The organism is Acinetobacter sp. WU_MDCI_Abxb74 (assembly GCF_025513915.1).
Classification (GTDB): domain Bacteria; phylum Pseudomonadota; class Gammaproteobacteria; order Pseudomonadales; family Moraxellaceae; genus Acinetobacter; species Acinetobacter calcoaceticus_C.
The window spans coordinates 49609-66836 of the sequence record NZ_JAHPRP010000010.1 but is presented as its reverse complement, the minus strand read 5'-3'; the positions used below and the strand labels follow the sequence as shown (position 1 = coordinate 66836).

The window sequence follows — 17228 nt, the reverse complement described above, 5'->3', positions numbered from 1 at the left end:
ACAAAAGTTAAGGAAACAAAAATGGCTATTAATTTATCAAAAGGCGGAAATATCAATCTTTCCAAAACTGCTCCGACGATGAATAAAGTCGACTTGGGTTTAGGTTGGAATCCACGTGCAACTGATGGTAAGGCATTCGATCTAGATGCTGTCGCATTCTTAACAGGTGAGGATGGTAAAGTTCGTTTAGATGGTGAATTTATTTTCTTCAATCAAAAAACTTCACCATGTGGATCGGTTAACCATAAAGGCGATAACCGTACTGGCGATGGCGAGGGTGATGACGAAACAATTTCTGTAGACCTATCTAAAGTTCCTCAAGAAGTTGCAAAAATTGTATTTGCTGTGACGATCCACGAAGGACAGCAAAATGGTCAAAACTTCGGTATGGTCGATAAAGCCTATATCCGTGTGATTAACCAAGATGCAAATGCAGAAGAGTTGGCACGTTTCGACTTGTCTGAAGACGGTAGCACTGAAGTTGCGATGATTTTTGGTGAGTTATATCGCCACAATGGCGAATGGAAATTCAAAGCCGTTGGTCAAGGCTTTAATGGTGGTCTGGGTGCGTTAGCTGCTAGTTATGGTGTTGCAGTTTAAGCGAATCAATTAAAGTACTAAAAGAGTCATCTTTTAGTACTTGAAAGTAATTGGTATAAATCTATTTTATATTGAATTATTTTCAAGTACTAAATTAGAGAATAAAAATGCAGTTAGTTTCTGGACAAAAAATAGCACTTAATCAAGTTATTCAAAATGATCAAAAATTTACTTTACGTGTGCAATTTAAAGCAGCATTTGATATCGATATATCCAGTTTTGGTGTAGGACAAAATGATCAGCTTTTCCATGATGATTATATGACTTTTTATAATCAACCGCAGACGCCTCACTGTGAAGTGCAATATCTTCAGCAAGAAAATTTGAATTTATTTACTTTTGATTTAAGTAAAATAAATGCGACACAAACGCCCCGATTTGTCATTTGTGCAACTGTGGCAAATGATCAAGCAACGATGCAAAATATTCAAAGTGGTCAAATTTCTCTTGTGAATCAGCAAGGCGAAGTATTGGCAAATTATCAATTAAATCCATCAAATTTTAGCCAAGAAAAAGCAGTCATGTTGACTGAAATTTACTTTAAAAATGATCTGTGGCGCATGGCTGCTATCGGACAAGGTTTTAATGGTGGATTAACCGCATTAGTGAAACATTTTGGCGGGGAGGTTGCTGAAAATTCTTCTCCTGCCCCTATAGCGTCTAAAATTGATTTAAAGAAAAAAGTTATTTTAGATAAGGTGGAAAAATTTGCACCCCATTTGCTTGATCTCACTAAAAAATCACTGGTTAGTTTAGAAAAAAATAAGTTACTTGAGGTAAAAGCAAGAGTGGCATTGATATTGGATTATTCAGGTTCAATGTCGCATCAATATAAATGTGGTGATGTACAGAAAGTTATGGATCGCATTATACCTTTGGCAATCAATTTTGATGACGATGGCAGCTTTGAGTGCTGGGCATTTGCAGAAAAAGCACTCCGTTTAAATGATGTAAGCCTGAATAATTTGAATAACTATATAGCTTCAGAACAAGGAGGTTATAAAAAATGGAATGCAGGAGCTGGCTATAATAATGAGCCTGCCGTTCTTGAAGAGGTCTTACATTATTTTACCAAAGAAAGCCCATCCAATTTACCGGTCTATATTGTTTTTATTTCTGATGGTGGTGTTTCTGAAGCTAGAAAAATTAAAAAGATTTTACAAGAGGCATCATTGCAACCCATATTTTGGCAATTTGTAGGGATTGGTGGCAAAAATTACGGTGTGTTAGAAAAATTAGATACCATGGAGGGGAGCGTGGTAGACAATTGTAATTTCTTTAAAATAGATAATATTGAAAGTATTTCTGAATCAATGTTGTATGACTTTTTACTTCAAGAATTTCCGATATGGTTAGCAGAAGCAAAAAATAAAAATATCGTGAGAGCATAGGTAAATATAATGGCAGAATTTAGTCTTGTTGGTAGTCCAGAACCCTTTTTACATGTCAGTATGCAGCAAGGTGAAGCAATCTATTGTGAATCTGATGCGATGGTCATGGTTGAACAAAATCTTGAGGTTGGCGGTAAATTACGTGGCGGAATTTTTCAAGCTTTTATGCGTAAATTTACCTCTGGAGAGTCTTTGTTTCAACAGCAAATTAAAGCCGTGAGAGGTGCAGGAGAGTGTCTATTATCACCGAATTTAGATGGTGATATGCAGATTCTTGATGTAGGTCAACGACAGTATATTTTATCTGATGGTTCTTTTGTTGCAGCAACCGAACACACCATGATCAAAGCAAAAGTGCAAAGTAATATAGGCGGTGCATTGTTTGGGGGCACAGGCGGTTTTGTGGTTATGGAAACCAGTGGGCAGGGTAAAGTGTGTATTTCTGGCAGTGGAACTTTACTCGAACTGGATATTACACCAGAGCAAGGTGAAGTCACCATCGATAATGGTCATGTTGCGGCTTGGGATGCATCATTAAATTATAATATTGGCATTCCGAGTTCTGGTGGCGGTGGTTTTGTTGGCAATATCGTCAATAGCTTTACGAGTGGTGAAGGTTTAGTGATTAAGTTCCGTGGGTATGGCAAAGTGATTGTGTGCTCACGTAATCGTGCGAGTTATTTACAGTGGTTAGCTACGGCTTTAGGTCGTGGTCATTCAAATTCAAACTGAAGGAAATTATAAATGGGCATTAGCTTAGTAAAAGGTCAAAAAATTTCTTTAGAAAAGGGTGATGGTTCATCTTTAACTAAAATATTTCTTGGTGCAGGTTGGGATGTCGCAAAAAAAGGCGGTTTACTTGGCATGTTTGGTGGTGGTGGTGATTCGATTGATCTCGATGCCTCTGCAATTGTTTTTGATGAAAATAACAAAGCGTTAGATAGCATTTGGTTCGGTCAATTACAGAGTCGTGATGGCAGTATTAAACATTCTGGTGACAATCGTACTGGTGATGGCGCGGGTGATGATGAGGCAATCCATGTGGATCTGACTCAAGTTCCTAGCCAAGTGAAATCAATTGTATTTACAATCAGTAGTTTCCGGGGACAAACTTTCGAAAAAGTTGAAAATGCTTTTTGCCGTGTAGTTGATGCTACAACCAATGTTGAAATTGCAAAATATAATCTTTCAGCAAAAGGTAATTATACAGCATTAATTATTGCTAAAGTTTATCGTCACAATGGTGCATGGAAAATGTCTGCATTAGGCGAAACATGTAATGGCAAAACAATTCAGGATATGGTCCCATCCATTTTACCTATTTTATAAAGTAGTTTAATTTTTTTACAGTTGCTAGATGAATGCGATAAAAAGGTTTATCTAGCTTTTGCTAAACGTACATAATAGATCTCTTTCATAAGTTAAAAAGTGATTATCTTTTTGCTGGATATTTTTACCATGTACTTTTTAGCCTTTGTACATAACCTGTATATTAAATACCCGATTCAAAGAAGCTTCCGGATACTTAGTTCAAACCAAGCAAATTGATGAAAAAAATAAAGTCGTAGGATTTTATCAGGAAGTTTTGGATCGTATGTCAAATCAGGGTTTTGCTAATGCTATTTTTGAAATGGATTTAGAAGATGAGGAATTATTTGAAGATAGATCTGAATCTGATGTAATGCAAAACTTTGATAACCAACGCGAGGCTATAAAAAACTTAAAAAGTGCTATCTGTTAGGTTTGATTGTACTGATTTAGCTCATGTTAATTTTGTTATTGATAATCTTCTTTGTAATATAAAAAATATATTACTTTCATTTATGAAAATTATTTAAATTATAAATATTTAACTTATATCTTAGAAGAAGATAATGCTAAATATAATTGGTCAATTTATCTTGGATATAGTACAAAAAACTATATTAAAATTGGATTACAAAACTTAGGTCTATCTAGAGTTACAGCACCACTATTATAAAATTCTTAAAAAGTTTATTGATTTTAATGAAGAATTAAATGAGGTAGCAAACGTTAATAAATATGTATTACTTGAAAATATTAAGCCTCATTCTTTTGGAATATGAGAAATTTTCAATTTTTTATAAAACTTTTAAAATATTCTAGTTTAAAAATATTACGCCAATTTTACACTTTTAATTTAAGTAAAGGAATGATATTTAAATAAAATTTTTTATGCGATCCAATCCATGATTGGAGCGACAGAAATACGAGGTTGTAACGATTGAAGTGATTGCATAACCAATAGACCCAAAAGTCGCTAAATTAATGAAAGGGCAGCATTATACGGGGTTTACGCTTGAATCGACAAAGGCATTTAACCGAGTAATTTATAACCGCCCTTATGTTAAATATAGAGAGATGATTTATAATGAGTTACTTACTTAATGGGCCATTTGCTTTTTTTGTAAGAACGCATCAAACAAGCTAAATAAAATACAAAGCACAACCAACCCAATACCAGCAACGCAAGTCATGGTCCATCCACCACGGTTCCATGCAAAAATTCCTAAAGCGGAACCGCCAGCACCACCAATAAAATATGTGGTCATATAGATGGCATTAATACGAGATTTCGCATCTGGCCGTAAACGGAAAATAATGCTCTGATTGCTAGTGTGTACCAAAGCTAATGCCAACTGAATTATGGCAAAACCAGCAACATAACTTGCAAGCAAACTTTGTCCATAATAAAAACAGAGCCAACTTAACAGGAATAAACCACAGCCCATCCATGTGAGTAACGTGGTACGTCCCTGATCAGCATATTTACCAATATAACGGGTGGATAAAGCTCCAAAGATTCCGACTAAAGGTACAAGGCCAATAAATAGATCTGGTAAATGATGTGCAGAGGTCAGTAATAATGCGATGGTGGAATATAGGATACTCACAGAGGCAAAGGCGAAAGCTCCTGTAAGTGCTCTTAGTAATAGTCGTTTTTCCTGTTTTAAAAGCTGACCCATTGAGAGAAAGATTTGCCCATAATTCATTTTCATGCGCAAAACATAAGGGAGACGGCTTTTGAGTGTGTAGGCCAACAGCAACATTAATATGCCGCTTACTACATAAACGACTTTCCAATGAAAGAAATTAGAAAATAAACCTGCAAGGCTGGTAGAGAGTAAAATCCCGACCAATAAGCCGCTCATTAAAAAACCTATGATTTCGCCAGTTTTTTCAGGTTTTACTGTCATTGTGGCAAGTGGAATAAGCACTTGAGCTGCAACCGAAAACAAACCCGCTAAAATTGTACCGATCCATAGCATGGGTAAGTTAACAGCAAAAGCAGAAGTAAATAGGCCAACTGCACAAAGCACCATTAAAAAAGGAATAGCCTTGGCTTTATTGACGATATCACCCATCGGAACAATAAAAAGTAAACCGAGGGCGTAAGATACCTGAGCAAATGTCACTGTTAAGGCGGCTTGTGCTTGAGTCACGGCAAAGTCTTGTTGAATCGAGTGAATAAGGGGTTGGCAATAATAATTCACACCTGCACATAAACCACATGCTGCTGCCATCAACCAAAGCAAAGGTTTATTTTGACTGATATCTTCAGGGGTAGACATGATGTTCTCTCGATTTTATTAGGTGTATGCGGTTGCTTCGACTTCAATGAGCATATGCTCTAATGCAAGGCGTGGTACAGGAATGAGTGTACAGACAGGAAAGGGATGATTTTTCCATAAATTTTGCATAATTTTAATCAAAATTTGATGTTTTTCGACCGAATGGTCAACAACTAAAACTCTTAAGACGGCAATGTTGCTAAGCTCTGCATTGGCAGCGATTAAGGCATTTTTAATATTATCAATAGCTTGAGAAGCTTGTTCTTCAAAGTTTGGGCTTAATTCGCCTTTTGGATTTTCGCCTCCTTGACCAGCAATATGAATAATCTTTTTAAAATTTTCTACCACAGCAACATGACTATAAGCATTTGGAGTAGGGTCGTATAAAGTTGATGGATTTATTATTTTAAAAGTTTCTTGATTCATGAGACTCAACCGTTCAGTAAAAATTTTAGATGAGTATCCAACCTCAACTTAAGTTGAGGTCAAGAGAAATTAGTATTTTAATCTTTTCTTTCTGAGTGTAATTATCATGACGCCTGCAATATTTAAAATACAGCCTACCCATTGCCACATATTGAGATGTTCATTTAAAAAAGTAACCGCGAGCAAAATAGTTAAAACCGGCCCGATTGAAGCAATCATGGCAGATTGAGAGGCGCCAAGTCGCTCAATACTTTGCATGAGCATAACGGTAGGTAAAACTGTTACCAAAAAGCCGAGTCCGACGCCGTACCAAATCACACTAGAGGGCAGTTGTAATAGAAGTTGAATTGGGTGAGGTGTGCTTAATACATAGTGCGTTAATGTACCAATACAAGCCACAGTTAATGCTAAACCTGTGAAATTCCAAGAACCAAATTTCTTAATTAATGGTGGGGTTAGTAATAAGTAGCCCGCAAAAGCCACCGCACCTGCAAATACTAAACTTGTACCTAGCCAGAAGTTGCCCTGAATTGGTGCATTGTTGTGCTCTTGAAGCATAACCAACACAGTTCCACCATAACTAAGGAAAATGGCAAATAAACTTTTTGCATCTAATTTTTGTTTGTAGAGCAGACTTGAGACTATGACAGTAAGAGTGGGATATAAAAATAGAATAATTCGTTCTAGAGAAGCACTAATAAACATCAGACCCATAAAATCGAGCCAGCTGGCAAAATAGTAGCCTAATAGACCGGCAAAAATTAAAATTAGCCAATCCTTCTTTTTTATGCCCTGATTATGATGCCTGTTAAGCCAACAGATTAGTAGAAAGAACGGTAAAGCGCTTAACATGCGTAAAGCCATCAGGACTGTAGCATCTACTAGTGGAGAAAGGGCATAAGTCTGTTTAATAAAGATTGCTTTTGTACTGAATAGAAAAGCAGAGCAAAGAGCAAAAAAAGACCCGATTTGAAACGAAGATAAAGAAATTTTCATATACAAGACTGTATAAGAGAGACTATTGTCTGCAAAAAAAGAAAAAGCTTCCTATATTACACCTTAAATCAAATATCGTGAATCATCAGTTCAAAATATGGGTATTTATTAAATAAATATTGGGTGGTATTTTAAAAAAGTTCAATTAGAATCCAAATTCTGTACAAAGAATACACATGGGGGAAACATTGCAGGTTGCAATGTTTTTGACAATGAGAAATTAGCTTGAGGAATGCTCATGCAAATCGGAATCCCAACCGAAACTGTCGTCGGTGAAAATCGTGTAGCTGCTACGCCAGAGACAGTAAAGAAGTTGATTAGCGCTGGTCATAGCGTTGTGATTGAACGTGGTGCTGGTGTAAAGGCTGCGTACATTGACAGTGCTTATGAACAGGTCGGTGCAACCATTACGGATGATGCCTATACGGGTAGTCAAATTATTTTGAAAGTTCGTGCGCCACAAGGCGAAGAAATTCAAAAACTTCCAGCAAATACTGCTGTTGTGGCAATGTTTGATCCTTATCGTAATACCGAACTAGATCAGTTTGCGAATCAGCAAGTTTCTGCTTTTGCATTGGAATTGCTTCCTCGTACGCTTTCTCGTGCACAAAACATGGATGTATTGTCTTCTCAGGCAAACCTTTCTGGTTATAAATCAGTTTTGCTTGCTGCTGCTGAATATCAACGTATGTTCCCAATGCTTATGACTGCTGCTGGTACTGTAAAACCTGCTCGTGTTGTGATTATGGGGGTGGGTGTTGCGGGCCTTCAGGCAATTGCAACAGCAAAACGTTTAGGTGCAATTGTTGAAGCGACTGATTTGCGTCCTACAGCAAAAGATCAGGTTGAGTCTTTAGGCGGTAAGTGGTTAGACGTACCAATGTCTGAAGAAGAAAAACAACGCGCAGCAGACGCCGCTAAAAATGGTTATGGATGGATGCCAGGTGAGCAATACATCAAAGACCAAGCCGCGATTGTTGATAAGGCTGTTTCTAACGCTGACATCGTGATTACTACTGCGTTGTTGCCAGGTCGTGATGCACCACGTCTGATTAAGGCTGAAACTGTTGCCAAGATGAAACCAGGCTCTGTCATTTTAGATATGGCTGTTGAAACTGGTGGTAATGTTGAAGGCTCTAAAGTGGGCGAGACTGTGTTTACAGAAAATGGCGTGAAAATTTTGGGTGTTCCAAATATTCCGGCAACTGTAGCGACAGAAGCTTCCGCACTATATGCGCGTAACGTATTCAATTTCGTAGAAACTTTATTCGACAAAGAGAAAAACTTTGCGATTAATCAGGAAGACGAAATCCAAAAAGCCCTATTGGTCACTCATGGCGGTCAAGTACTGCTTAAGCGTGGTTAAGGAGATTTCTCATGGTTGAAACTATTACAATTTTCGTCCTTGCCATCTTCGTAGGTTATTACGTAGTTTGGGGTGTTACACCAGCTTTACATACGCCACTTATGGCTGTAACCAATGCGTTGTCATCTATTATTGTGGTAGGTGCGATGTTGCAAACTGTGGGTCTACCTATTTTGGGCGTAGATGCTAACGTTGCATTTCAAAGTGTGAATGTGGTGAGCGTACTAGGTGCGATTGCAGTATTTTTGGCAAGCATTAATATTTTCGGTGGCTTTGCAGTAACTGCACGCATGCTGGAAATGTTCAAGCCTAAGCAAAAGAAATAAGAGGGCTTTGACATGGAATTTATTCAAGCAAACGCAAACTGGTTGTACCTTGTTGGCGCAATCCTCTTTATCTTGACGCTTCGTGGCTTGTCTGGCCCTAAAACAGCAATTCAAGGTAACCGTTACGGTATGATCGCGATGGCGATTGCAGTTGTAACGACCTTCTTTGTTGCCAATAACCCAGTCATCTGGATGATTGTTGGCGCAATGGTGTTGGGTGCAATCGTAGGTATTGCACGTGCTCGTACTGTACCAATGACTCAAATGCCTGAAACTGTGGCGTTGATGCACTCTTTAGTTGGTTTGGCTGCTGTTCTCATTGCAATCGCTGCAATTTTGCATAACAACCAACTCACTGAATTGTTTGCTCAAAATGAGGCAGCTTTAACTGCGGCTGGTGTGCAACATGTACACATGAGCAGTGTTCATTTATTTGAATTGTTCGTTGGTTGTTTTGTTGGTGCGATTACCTTTACTGCATCTGTGTTTGCATACGGTAAATTGGCTGCAAAAAAATGGGCAAAAACGATTTCTGGTGCATGGGTTAAACCGGTTCAAGCGCTTATCTTTATTGCGATGTTGGCTTGTGGTTTCTACTTCTTTACCACTGGTAACATGACCGCATTCTGGGCAATGACAGCACTTGCACTTGCATTTGGCTGGGTATGGATTGCACCAGTTGGTGGTGGTGATATGCCTGTAGTGGTATCGCTTCTTAACTCATTCTCGGGTTGGGCGGCAGCAGGTATTGGTTTTACCCTTGAAAATAATATGTTGATCGTTGCGGGTTCTCTCGTAGGTTCATCTGGTGCGATTCTGTCGTACATTATGTGTAAAGCAATGAACCGCTCAATCATCAATGTATTGTTTGGTGGTGCAATGGGTGGTGCAGCGGTTGCTACAGCTGCTAAAGGTGAACAAGTTCAACGTAACCACCGTTCAGGTTCTGCTGATGACGCTGGTTTCTTGATGTCAAATGCAGACAGCGTTGTGATTGTACCGGGTTATGGTATGGCGCAAGGTCGTGCACAAAATGCTGTAAAAGAATTGTGTGAAATTCTAAAAGAGCAAGGTGTTCGCGTTCGTTTTGCGATCCATCCAGTTGCTGGTCGTATGCCTGGTCATATGAACGTATTGCTTGCTGAAGCAGACGTAGCATATGAAGACATCTTGGAAATGGATGAGATTAACTCAGACTTCCCTGCAACTGATGTGGTGCTTGTCATTGGTGCAAACGACGTAGTAAACCCTGCTGCGAAAGATGATCCAACTTCACCGATTTATGGTATGCCGATTCTTGAAGCACATAAAGCACGTACGATCATGGTGATTAAGCGTTCTATGGCAACAGGTTACGCGGGTCTAGACAACGATTTGTTCTACAATGAAAAAACCATGATGATCTTTGGTGATGCGAAGAAAGTTGTGGAAGATATGACTAAAGCAATCAATGGTGGCGGTCACTAATCTGATCTCAAACAGGATTGTAAAAGCCACCCTCGGGTGGCTTTTTATTTAGGTTTATTTTCTTTTAAAGAAATTTTTCTACAAGATCCATAGATTTTTGATAGAGGTCACGTGCCAGTTGCTGGTTTTTAGCGTGTGAAGATCTCCAGTCTGGCATATGCGCACTGACATATTCGCCGTTACGGTTCTGCCATGCATCTCCGGTTGCCATTTCTGTAATAAGATTTGCTGGAACTGAAGTGGGAACTAAGCCTAATTTCATGGCAGCGTAAACAGGTTTGGGTAAGTCACGATAAATATCAGAAGCAACACCACCTGGATGTAAGGCATTATTGGTAATTGAACTACCTGCTAGTTGTTCTGCTAAAGCATTGCTGAATAATAAATTTGCAAGTTTCGATTGCCCATAATAGAACAGGGGATTGTAAAAACCTTCTGCACGAAACTTGTTGGGTTTAATTGAGCCAACCCAATGTGCAATAGAAGCAAGATGAATAATCCGTGCTTTAGGGGATTGTTGTAAAACTGGAAGTAGTTTTTGAGTTAGTAAAAAATGGCCTAAATAATTCACACCAAATTGCTGCTCGAAACCATCGGCAGTTAACTGTTTGGTTTTGGCAAATAACCCTGCATTGTTAATGAGTACATCAAGGCTACCATAGCGGTCGGCAATCTCATTAGCAGCTTTTTGAGTCAATTCAAGACTGTTTAAATCGAGAGAAACTAAATCGACTTGTCCTTGATTGAGCGAGCGTAATTTGTTTTGTGCAGCTTGCGCTTTTTCTGGATTTCGGCACGCTAAAATAACATGTTGCCCTTGTTTAACCAGTTGTTCTGCTGTGGCGAAACCAATACCTGTGTTGGCGCCCGTAACTAATATCTTCACTTTCTGTACTCCGGTTATGCTATTTATTGGTGGGGACTTCAAGAAAGTGTATATTGCTGCAAATCTGACAATTTGTCATGTCAAATTTAAAGGTGGCTGACGACTGTCAGATAAACAAAAAAGCGGCTCAAAAGAGCCGCTTTTTTTAAAAGCAAAATTTTAAGCAACCGACTCTGGAGTGGTACGCCATAAGCTTTCTAAATCATAAAATTTACGAGCTGTTGGTAGCATCACATGTACTACAACAAAGCCGAGATCGATTAAGATCCATTCTGCATCTCGTTCGCCTTCAACGCCAATCGGGCGGAAACCGGCTTTTCGAGCTTCTTCTGCAACATTGTCAGCGAGTGCTTTGACATGGCGAGTAGAAGTGCCGCTCGCAATTACAATAGCATCAGAGACATTGCTAATTGAGCTAACATCTAACTGGAGAATATCTTTTGCTTTTACATCAATTAAAGCGTCATGAACTGCTTGGAGACAAGCTTGTACGTCTTTACTTGAGGCATTCATTGCGAAATCGTGAGAATTAGACACGCTGGGCGATGGTTCTAAATTCATATAGGGTATATTTTCCTGACAATTACTCACTATCTAATATAGTGGTTTTTGATCCGAATTTCAAACAGAACTCGTAACAGTTTATATATTTACATCATCTGAAAAATACTTTTTCTTCCAAGTAAATGACTGATTTGAAGTATTTTCAGGTTTATATTCTGCTGCAATATAGTTTTGATAAGAGCTTTGCTTTAACCAAGAAAAAATTTGTTCATAAGGAATTTGAGCAGTATCTGGTTCATGACGGCCTGGACAGTCTGCAAATTGAATATGTCCAATTAAATTAATATTTTCTTGTAATCCTTCAAGTATATCTTCGCCCATCATTGCCATGTGATAGCAGTCATATTGCATTTTTAGAGAAGGATGATTTACTGCTTCTAACATTTCTTGTGCCTGAGCAATATTCTGTACTAAAAAGCGTGGCATATCTGTCCCGTTAATCATTTCAATAACAGGTTCTATGTCGTGTTCACTGAGTAAATTGCATGCAACCTTTAAATTACTTGCTAATGTTTTTAAGCAAGGAAGTAGGTCGGTATCTAATGGTTGTTTGCCTGCCAAAATATTGATACGAGGAACTTTTAAAGCAGTGGCATAGCTAATTGCTAATTCTAAGGCTTCATGAAAAGCTAATTCTTGACCGGGTACACCTGCCAACCCATTTCCGCCTTGCATCAGATCGCCTGCTGGGACATTAATCAGACACAAATTAAGGTTGTAGCGTTCAAGTTGGGTTTGAATTTCAGAAATTTCCAATTCGTAAGGGAATTGAATTTCTACATTTTCAAAGCCCTGTGCATGGGCCAGAGCAAAGCGTTCAATTAAAGGAACTTCGGTAAAAATCATGGATAAATTGACTGCAAGACGACCCATACTCAAACTCCGTTTATTTTTGCTCTACTAATTGAATCATAGTAGCTAAATCTTTCTCAGCAAAGCCATTTTTTTGGTGAGTTTGTAGCTGTAGTAGAGCTTTTTGTGCAACTGGGATGTCTAAATTAACATTGTTAGCCAATGTTACGGCGTTGTTAAGATCTTTAGATAATGTTTGAACTTTCCACTGAATTGGTTCAAATGTATGAGTTGCCATGCGAGGAGTGAGAATTTGAAAGGGTTTAGAGTCCGCAAATCCACCCGCTAAGGCAGGAGCAAGCAAAGTTGTATCTACACCAGCTCGATCTGCAAGTGCGACCGCCTCTGCAATCAGAGCACTATTAGCTGCAACAATGAGTTGATTACAAATTTTGGTGGCTTGACCGGTTCCTGTATTTCCCATTCGGGTCACGCGTTGGGATAGAACATTATAAATAGGAGTCAGAGCTGTAATGGTTTGGGCATCACCGCCTGCAAAAATGACAAGTGTTCCTTGTTCTGCACCTGCTGTCCCACCTGATACAGGTGAGTCAATCCATGTGACGTTATGGGTAGTAGCTGCTTGAGCAAGCGTTTTCGTTGCGGCAACAGATAAACTCGAGAAATCAACAATAACCTGCTCAGCTTTTAAGTTCGGCTGAATTTGTTCAAATACTGCTTCTACTGCTTTGTCATCTGCTAGGCAGATTAAAATAACTGGATATTCACCAATATTTGAAAGTTCTAAAGGTTGTGCACCGATATCAATAAGTTCTTCACAGGCGGAGGATGTCCTATTCCATACAGCAACTTGAAAACCTGACTGAATCAAACGGGTAGCCATCCGGCTTCCCATTAGTCCTATGCCTAAAAAAGCAATAGGAGTATTGCGATCAAAATTCATAGTCTGAGCTCTTACTTATATTGGCGTGGTAAAAATTCAACTTCCGGATGTTTGTCTTTTTTACGAGCAAGTTTGCTATTTTTACCAAGTAATAATTTAAGTTGCCAGATTTTTTCTAGACGTAATGACTTTTCTGGTTGATGTTCCATTGCATCAAGTACGCGTTTTGCCGCAGTGAGGGCATCGGGGGAGCGCTGCAACATTTCAGAGGCAATCTCATTTGCTCTCTCTAAAGGAGTGTCACTTAAATGAGTTATAAGACCAATTTCTTTTGCATAATTCCCATCAAAAACACGGGCAGTTAAGGTGAGTTCTTTTGCAAGGTCAACGCTAATTAAACCTTTTAATGAACGAGTAAGTCCCATATCAGGAACTAAACCCCAGCGGCTTTCCATAATCGACATTTTTGTTTCTGGATGAGAAATTCGGATGTCGGCAGCCAAGGCAAGTTGCATGCCCGCACCGAAACAATATCCTTCTAGTGCCGCAATAACAGGGACAGGTAAATTCTGCCAAGTCAGAAATGCTTTTTGAAAAAGGCTTTGTCCGGGTTTTATAAGTTCCCAAATGGCAAAAGCAGAGTTTTTGGGATTGTTAAGGTCAGATAAATCAATGCCAGCACTAAACACATTTCCTTCGCCTGTCAAAATAACACAGCGGATATCTCGATCCTTTTTAATTGCTTTTGCAGTTGAAACTAACTCTTTTAATAGAGCAAAACTCATCGCATTGCGTTTGTCAGGACGGTTTAAATATACCGTTGCAATGCCATTATTTTTTTCAATACGTAAGAGTGCCATGAGATTCCCGCTTCTTTTTTTATAGATGAACGGAGCATAACATGGCTGTAATCTGGAAACATGACAGCTCAGTCATGCCTATTTGGTCGATATGTTAGTCAGGTATTACCAAGATCTGAAGAGCAGCACTTTCTACCTCTTTAACAACAAGACCTAATTCATTAAAGCGTTGCATGACCTCTTCAATGAAGCCTTCATCTGCTATACGGCGTTCTTTACGTAGCGTTGAAATGAATTGCTCAAAGTCACCAGTAACTTGTTGGAGTTTCGGGGCACCTACATAGCGAGTGGCACCATACAGGCGATGTAAAACATGCTCAAGTTGAGGGAAGTCTTCAAGCTCAATGAGCTGCTGCATTTCGTCTAGCTCAGTTGGAAAACTATCAACTAACATTTTGAGGAGATCTTGTGCTAAGTCTTCTTTATTTGCTGCGAGTTGCAAACTTTGTTGCCAGTTTAAAATTTGTGGGTCTAAAGCTTCTGCAACTACAAGGTGGTCTTTATCTATGGCTTTTGCTGTAAAGTTGTTTTTAGTCCATTGCGTTAAGATCTGGATGATTTGATCCATTTGAATTGGCTTGGTGACATAGTCATTCATGCCTACTTTAAGGAGTTTTTGTTTTTCATCGGCAAGGGCATGGGCCGTTAACGCAATAATTGGAAGCTGCATTTCCCCGTCGAGTGTCGACTCTAAAGAACGAATAGCACGTGTGGTATCAATGCCCGACATAACCGGCATTTGAATATCCATAAACACTAAATCAAATGGTTTAAGTTTCTGGTCAATTCGTTCTTGAATAAGGTTAAGTGCTTCTTGACCACTTAACGCTTTGGTTGTTTTAACGTTTAATTCACCCAACAAAGCTTCTAAAACAATTAAGTTTGGTAAATGGTCATCTACTGCCAGAATGTGTAAACCCTGACCATTGAAGTCTTGTTGTTCCTCTTCAAAAATAGGTTGGTTACTTAATAATTGAATGAGTCCACTTCGACTTAATGGTTGATATAGCGGACGAGCGCGGTATTCATTGAGCATGTTCGGCTCAAGCGTCATTTGATAACCATAGACTGCTAAATTACCTTGATAACGGCTACGGATTTCTTTTAATAATGCTTCCGTATCACCGCTATGATCAACGATAAGCCATGTATTATCTTTCTGATCAAGATGTTTTAAGCGACTAAATAAGTCCAGAATCGATTGAGTTTCGATGTGAGGAACATGGTAGTTTTCAAGATAATAACGTAAAACACTTGCTGTAGCAGGATGAGCAAGATAAGACACCACTTGTAAATGCTCAAAGTGTGGGTGTTCGATCTCGTAATCTTCATCTACTACAAATTGTGCTGTAAACCAGAAGGTTGAGCCTTTTTCTGTTGGTGCACGTTCCTGATTATCCTCAAAGCCAATTTGACCATGCATGAGATGAACAAGCTGTTTAGAGATCGCAAGACCTAAACCTGTACCGCCAAATTGACGTGTAACTGATGCATCGCCTTGAGAGAATGATTCAAATAATTTTTTACGGTCGGTGCCACTTAAGCCAATACCACTATCTTGAACGCTAAAATGAAGTAGGCATTGCCCAATATCATCATGTTCCATACGAACACGAACAATAATTTCACCATCTGGAGTGAACTTAATGGCATTAGAAATCAAGTTGGTCAGAATTTGCTTGAAGCGTAAAGCATCACCAATCACTTGCTGTGGAATATTGTCCGCATAGTAAAAAGCCATGGCGATATGTTTTTGAGCAGCCAAAGGCGACAGCATATCCATAACATCAAAAATGGCTTCTTCTAAGTCGAATGGCGCTGTTTCAAGCTCTAACTTACCCGCATCAATTTTTGAGAAATCTAATACATCGTTAATTAATGCCAATAAATGGGCAGATGACTTGCGAATGGTTTGTAGATAAAGGTTTTGTTCGTTATTTAAATTTTGTTGACGAAGCAATAAATGAATAAAGCCATCAATACTGTTGAGAGGTGTTCGAAGCTCGTGACTAATATTGGCAAGGAAAACTGACTTTGCTTGGTTTGATGAAATCGCTTGGTCACGTGCTTGACGATAGGTAATGTTTTGAACTTCTAAGGTATCTAATGTTCTGCGTAAGTCTTCTTCAGTTTGTTCAGTGTGTTCTTTTAACTCTAAAAAGCTAAAGTGTAATCGCTTAACAACATTTGCAATATCACGCTGTAGTAAGCGTAGCTCCCCAGTACTATTAATGACTAGGTGTTGGTCTAGAGTATCTGCATTTAGGCGTTGTAACTGCATGCGAATTTCATACATCGGCGCAATCCAGCGACGAGAATAAAAATTCAAGCAAAGTAAAAGTAATAGGAGGGTCATTAATCCAGTAATGACGAGGGCAATCAGAATGCGATAACGTGCCAGCTCTAGAGGTTGGTTATCCATTTCAATCACTAACCAGACCGGGGCTTTTCCTGGACTGTTAATGATACGAAGCCCATAAATGTTATTTTTATTGTGGGAAATAGGACCAAAAAAACTATTATTATTGGGGAAGCTAGGCCAATAACGATTATCACGATAACCAATACTTAAATAAGTCTGTCCGTTGTTATCGATTAATACTGCACGTTTTACATTTTTTTCGCTAAACATGCTTTGCATGATGTGCTGGGCATGATCGTATTCATCGGGCTGTAGTTCAACCAGTGTATACAAGTCTTTCGCAATTTGATTGTAGCGAGCTAAAATTGCTGAGGCGTGATGTAGCTGTTGCTGTTTTACCGAATGTGTCGTTTCAGTTAAAACCAGAAAAGCACCGACCCCTGTTAAAATCATAATCGGCACAAAAATTAGAGCAATCAATTGCCCATATGCATGATTCAGACGTAAGCGTTTCGATAAGGTTTTATTGAAATTAGACATGGCTACATCAGATTTATCTCTCTGTACGGCATCTTATCACGCTTTATTTTAAAACAGACGGCATTTTATAAATGACCGAGCTTTAATCGCTTTCATGAAAAAGCATATTGAAATGGGTGCAGTAACGAGCATTTTTTCATACAATAGGCCCACCT

At 38.8% G+C, this 17228-nt stretch carries 17 protein-coding genes; 8 read left to right on the top strand and 9 right to left on the bottom strand.

Going from position 1 to position 17228, the window contains the following annotated elements; all coding sequences use genetic code 11:
- Positions 1-21 precede the first annotated feature (21 nt).
- The 5 genes from KTH84_RS15350 (at position 22) to KTH84_RS15330 (ending at position 3732) form a co-directional block, all read left to right on the top strand.
- The gene (locus tag KTH84_RS15350) at positions 22-600 is read left to right on the top strand and encodes a TerD family protein (protein ID WP_133975367.1); all 579 of its coding nucleotides are present in this window, start codon (positions 22-24) and stop codon (positions 598-600) included.
- Positions 601-707: 107 nt separating this feature from the next.
- Positions 708-1991 (top strand): vWA domain-containing protein, encoded by a 1284-nt coding sequence (locus KTH84_RS15345; RefSeq protein WP_262474000.1) that lies wholly within the window; start codon positions 708-710, stop codon positions 1989-1991.
- 9 nt (positions 1992-2000) lie between these two features.
- Positions 2001-2723, top strand: a complete 723-nt coding sequence (locus KTH84_RS15340; RefSeq protein WP_262473998.1) for a TIGR00266 family protein — start codon at positions 2001-2003, stop codon at positions 2721-2723.
- Between the two features lie 12 nt (positions 2724-2735).
- Complete coding sequence (locus KTH84_RS15335; RefSeq protein WP_004649611.1) at positions 2736-3320, top strand: TerD family protein; 585 nt, start codon at positions 2736-2738, stop codon at positions 3318-3320.
- Between the two features lie 265 nt (positions 3321-3585).
- Positions 3586-3732 (top strand): hypothetical protein, encoded by a 147-nt coding sequence (locus KTH84_RS15330; protein ID WP_171459073.1) that lies wholly within the window; start codon positions 3586-3588, stop codon positions 3730-3732.
- A 664-nt stretch (positions 3733-4396) separates the two neighbouring features.
- On the opposite strand, the gene KTH84_RS15325 is transcribed toward KTH84_RS15330, so the two are convergent.
- The 3 genes from KTH84_RS15325 to KTH84_RS15315 form a co-directional block, all read right to left on the bottom strand.
- A complete protein-coding gene (locus KTH84_RS15325; protein WP_262473995.1) occupies positions 4397-5584 on the bottom strand; it encodes an MFS transporter in 1188 nt (395 codons plus the stop codon).
- A gap of 18 nt (positions 5585-5602) precedes the next feature.
- A complete protein-coding gene (locus tag KTH84_RS15320) occupies positions 5603-6010 on the bottom strand; it encodes a RidA family protein (protein ID WP_262473993.1) in 408 nt (135 codons plus the stop codon).
- Positions 6011-6079: 69 nt separating this feature from the next.
- A complete protein-coding gene (locus tag KTH84_RS15315; protein ID WP_262473991.1) occupies positions 6080-7006 on the bottom strand; it encodes a DMT family transporter in 927 nt (308 codons plus the stop codon).
- Between the two features lie 238 nt (positions 7007-7244).
- On the opposite strand from KTH84_RS15315, the gene KTH84_RS15310 reads away from it, so the two are divergent.
- From KTH84_RS15310 to KTH84_RS15300, 3 genes are read left to right on the top strand one after another with little or no spacing between them, the layout of a single operon-like run.
- Positions 7245-8372, top strand: a complete 1128-nt coding sequence (locus KTH84_RS15310) for a Re/Si-specific NAD(P)(+) transhydrogenase subunit alpha (protein ID WP_262473989.1) — start codon at positions 7245-7247, stop codon at positions 8370-8372.
- A gap of 11 nt (positions 8373-8383) precedes the next feature.
- Positions 8384-8698 (top strand): proton-translocating transhydrogenase family protein, encoded by a 315-nt coding sequence (locus KTH84_RS15305; protein WP_003654992.1) that lies wholly within the window; start codon positions 8384-8386, stop codon positions 8696-8698.
- Positions 8699-8710: 12 nt separating this feature from the next.
- On the top strand, positions 8711-10165 hold the full coding sequence (locus KTH84_RS15300; RefSeq protein ID WP_017391250.1) for an NAD(P)(+) transhydrogenase (Re/Si-specific) subunit beta: 1455 nt from the start codon (positions 8711-8713) through the stop codon (positions 10163-10165).
- A 64-nt stretch (positions 10166-10229) separates the two neighbouring features.
- Here KTH84_RS15300 and KTH84_RS15295 read toward each other — a convergent pair whose 3' ends face one another.
- The 6 genes from KTH84_RS15295 to KTH84_RS15270 form a co-directional block, all read right to left on the bottom strand.
- Complete coding sequence (locus KTH84_RS15295; RefSeq protein ID WP_262473985.1) at positions 10230-11051, bottom strand: SDR family NAD(P)-dependent oxidoreductase; 822 nt, start codon at positions 11049-11051, stop codon at positions 10230-10232.
- A 159-nt stretch (positions 11052-11210) separates the two neighbouring features.
- Positions 11211-11612 (bottom strand): ribosome silencing factor, encoded by a 402-nt coding sequence (gene rsfS, locus KTH84_RS15290; protein WP_042894943.1) that lies wholly within the window; start codon positions 11610-11612, stop codon positions 11211-11213.
- An 81-nt stretch (positions 11613-11693) separates the two neighbouring features.
- Positions 11694-12488, bottom strand: a complete 795-nt coding sequence (locus KTH84_RS15285; RefSeq protein ID WP_262473982.1) for a hydroxypyruvate isomerase family protein — start codon at positions 12486-12488, stop codon at positions 11694-11696.
- 13 nt (positions 12489-12501) lie between these two features.
- Positions 12502-13371 (bottom strand): NAD(P)-dependent oxidoreductase, encoded by an 870-nt coding sequence (locus KTH84_RS15280; protein ID WP_262473981.1) that lies wholly within the window; start codon positions 13369-13371, stop codon positions 12502-12504.
- A gap of 11 nt (positions 13372-13382) precedes the next feature.
- Complete coding sequence (locus tag KTH84_RS15275) at positions 13383-14171, bottom strand: crotonase/enoyl-CoA hydratase family protein (protein ID WP_042894948.1); 789 nt, start codon at positions 14169-14171, stop codon at positions 13383-13385.
- Between the two features lie 94 nt (positions 14172-14265).
- Positions 14266-17073: an ATP-binding protein gene (locus tag KTH84_RS15270; RefSeq protein ID WP_262473978.1), complete on the bottom strand. Its 2808-nt coding sequence runs from the start codon at positions 17071-17073 to the stop codon at positions 14266-14268.
- Between the last annotated feature and the right edge of the window lie 155 nt (positions 17074-17228).

Excerpts from the sequence above, each read along its gene's own strand:
- KTH84_RS15310 (WP_262473989.1), top strand. The coding sequence starts at position 7,245 with ATGCAAATCGGAATCCCAACCGAAACTGTCGTCGGTGAAAATCGTGTA.
- KTH84_RS15350 (WP_133975367.1), top strand. The coding sequence starts at position 22 with ATGGCTATTAATTTATCAAAAGGCGGAAATATCAATCTTTCCAAAACT.
- KTH84_RS15270 (WP_262473978.1), bottom strand. The coding sequence starts at position 17,073 with ATGTCTAATTTCAATAAAACCTTATCGAAACGCTTACGTCTGAATCAT.
- KTH84_RS15275 (WP_042894948.1), bottom strand. The coding sequence starts at position 14,171 with ATGGCACTCTTACGTATTGAAAAAAATAATGGCATTGCAACGGTATAT.
- KTH84_RS15305 (WP_003654992.1), top strand. The coding sequence starts at position 8,384 with ATGGTTGAAACTATTACAATTTTCGTCCTTGCCATCTTCGTAGGTTAT.
- KTH84_RS15330 (WP_171459073.1), top strand. The coding sequence starts at position 3,586 with ATGTCAAATCAGGGTTTTGCTAATGCTATTTTTGAAATGGATTTAGAA.
- KTH84_RS15300 (WP_017391250.1), top strand. The coding sequence starts at position 8,711 with ATGGAATTTATTCAAGCAAACGCAAACTGGTTGTACCTTGTTGGCGCA.
- KTH84_RS15320 (WP_262473993.1), bottom strand. The coding sequence starts at position 6,010 with ATGAATCAAGAAACTTTTAAAATAATAAATCCATCAACTTTATACGAC.
- KTH84_RS15345 (WP_262474000.1), top strand. The coding sequence starts at position 708 with ATGCAGTTAGTTTCTGGACAAAAAATAGCACTTAATCAAGTTATTCAA.
- KTH84_RS15335 (WP_004649611.1), top strand. The coding sequence starts at position 2,736 with ATGGGCATTAGCTTAGTAAAAGGTCAAAAAATTTCTTTAGAAAAGGGT.
- KTH84_RS15325 (WP_262473995.1), bottom strand. The coding sequence starts at position 5,584 with ATGTCTACCCCTGAAGATATCAGTCAAAATAAACCTTTGCTTTGGTTG.
- rsfS (WP_042894943.1), bottom strand. The coding sequence starts at position 11,612 with ATGAATTTAGAACCATCGCCCAGCGTGTCTAATTCTCACGATTTCGCA.
- KTH84_RS15315 (WP_262473991.1), bottom strand. The coding sequence starts at position 7,006 with ATGAAAATTTCTTTATCTTCGTTTCAAATCGGGTCTTTTTTTGCTCTT.
- KTH84_RS15280 (WP_262473981.1), bottom strand. The coding sequence starts at position 13,371 with ATGAATTTTGATCGCAATACTCCTATTGCTTTTTTAGGCATAGGACTA.
- KTH84_RS15340 (WP_262473998.1), top strand. The coding sequence starts at position 2,001 with ATGGCAGAATTTAGTCTTGTTGGTAGTCCAGAACCCTTTTTACATGTC.
- KTH84_RS15285 (WP_262473982.1), bottom strand. The coding sequence starts at position 12,488 with ATGGGTCGTCTTGCAGTCAATTTATCCATGATTTTTACCGAAGTTCCT.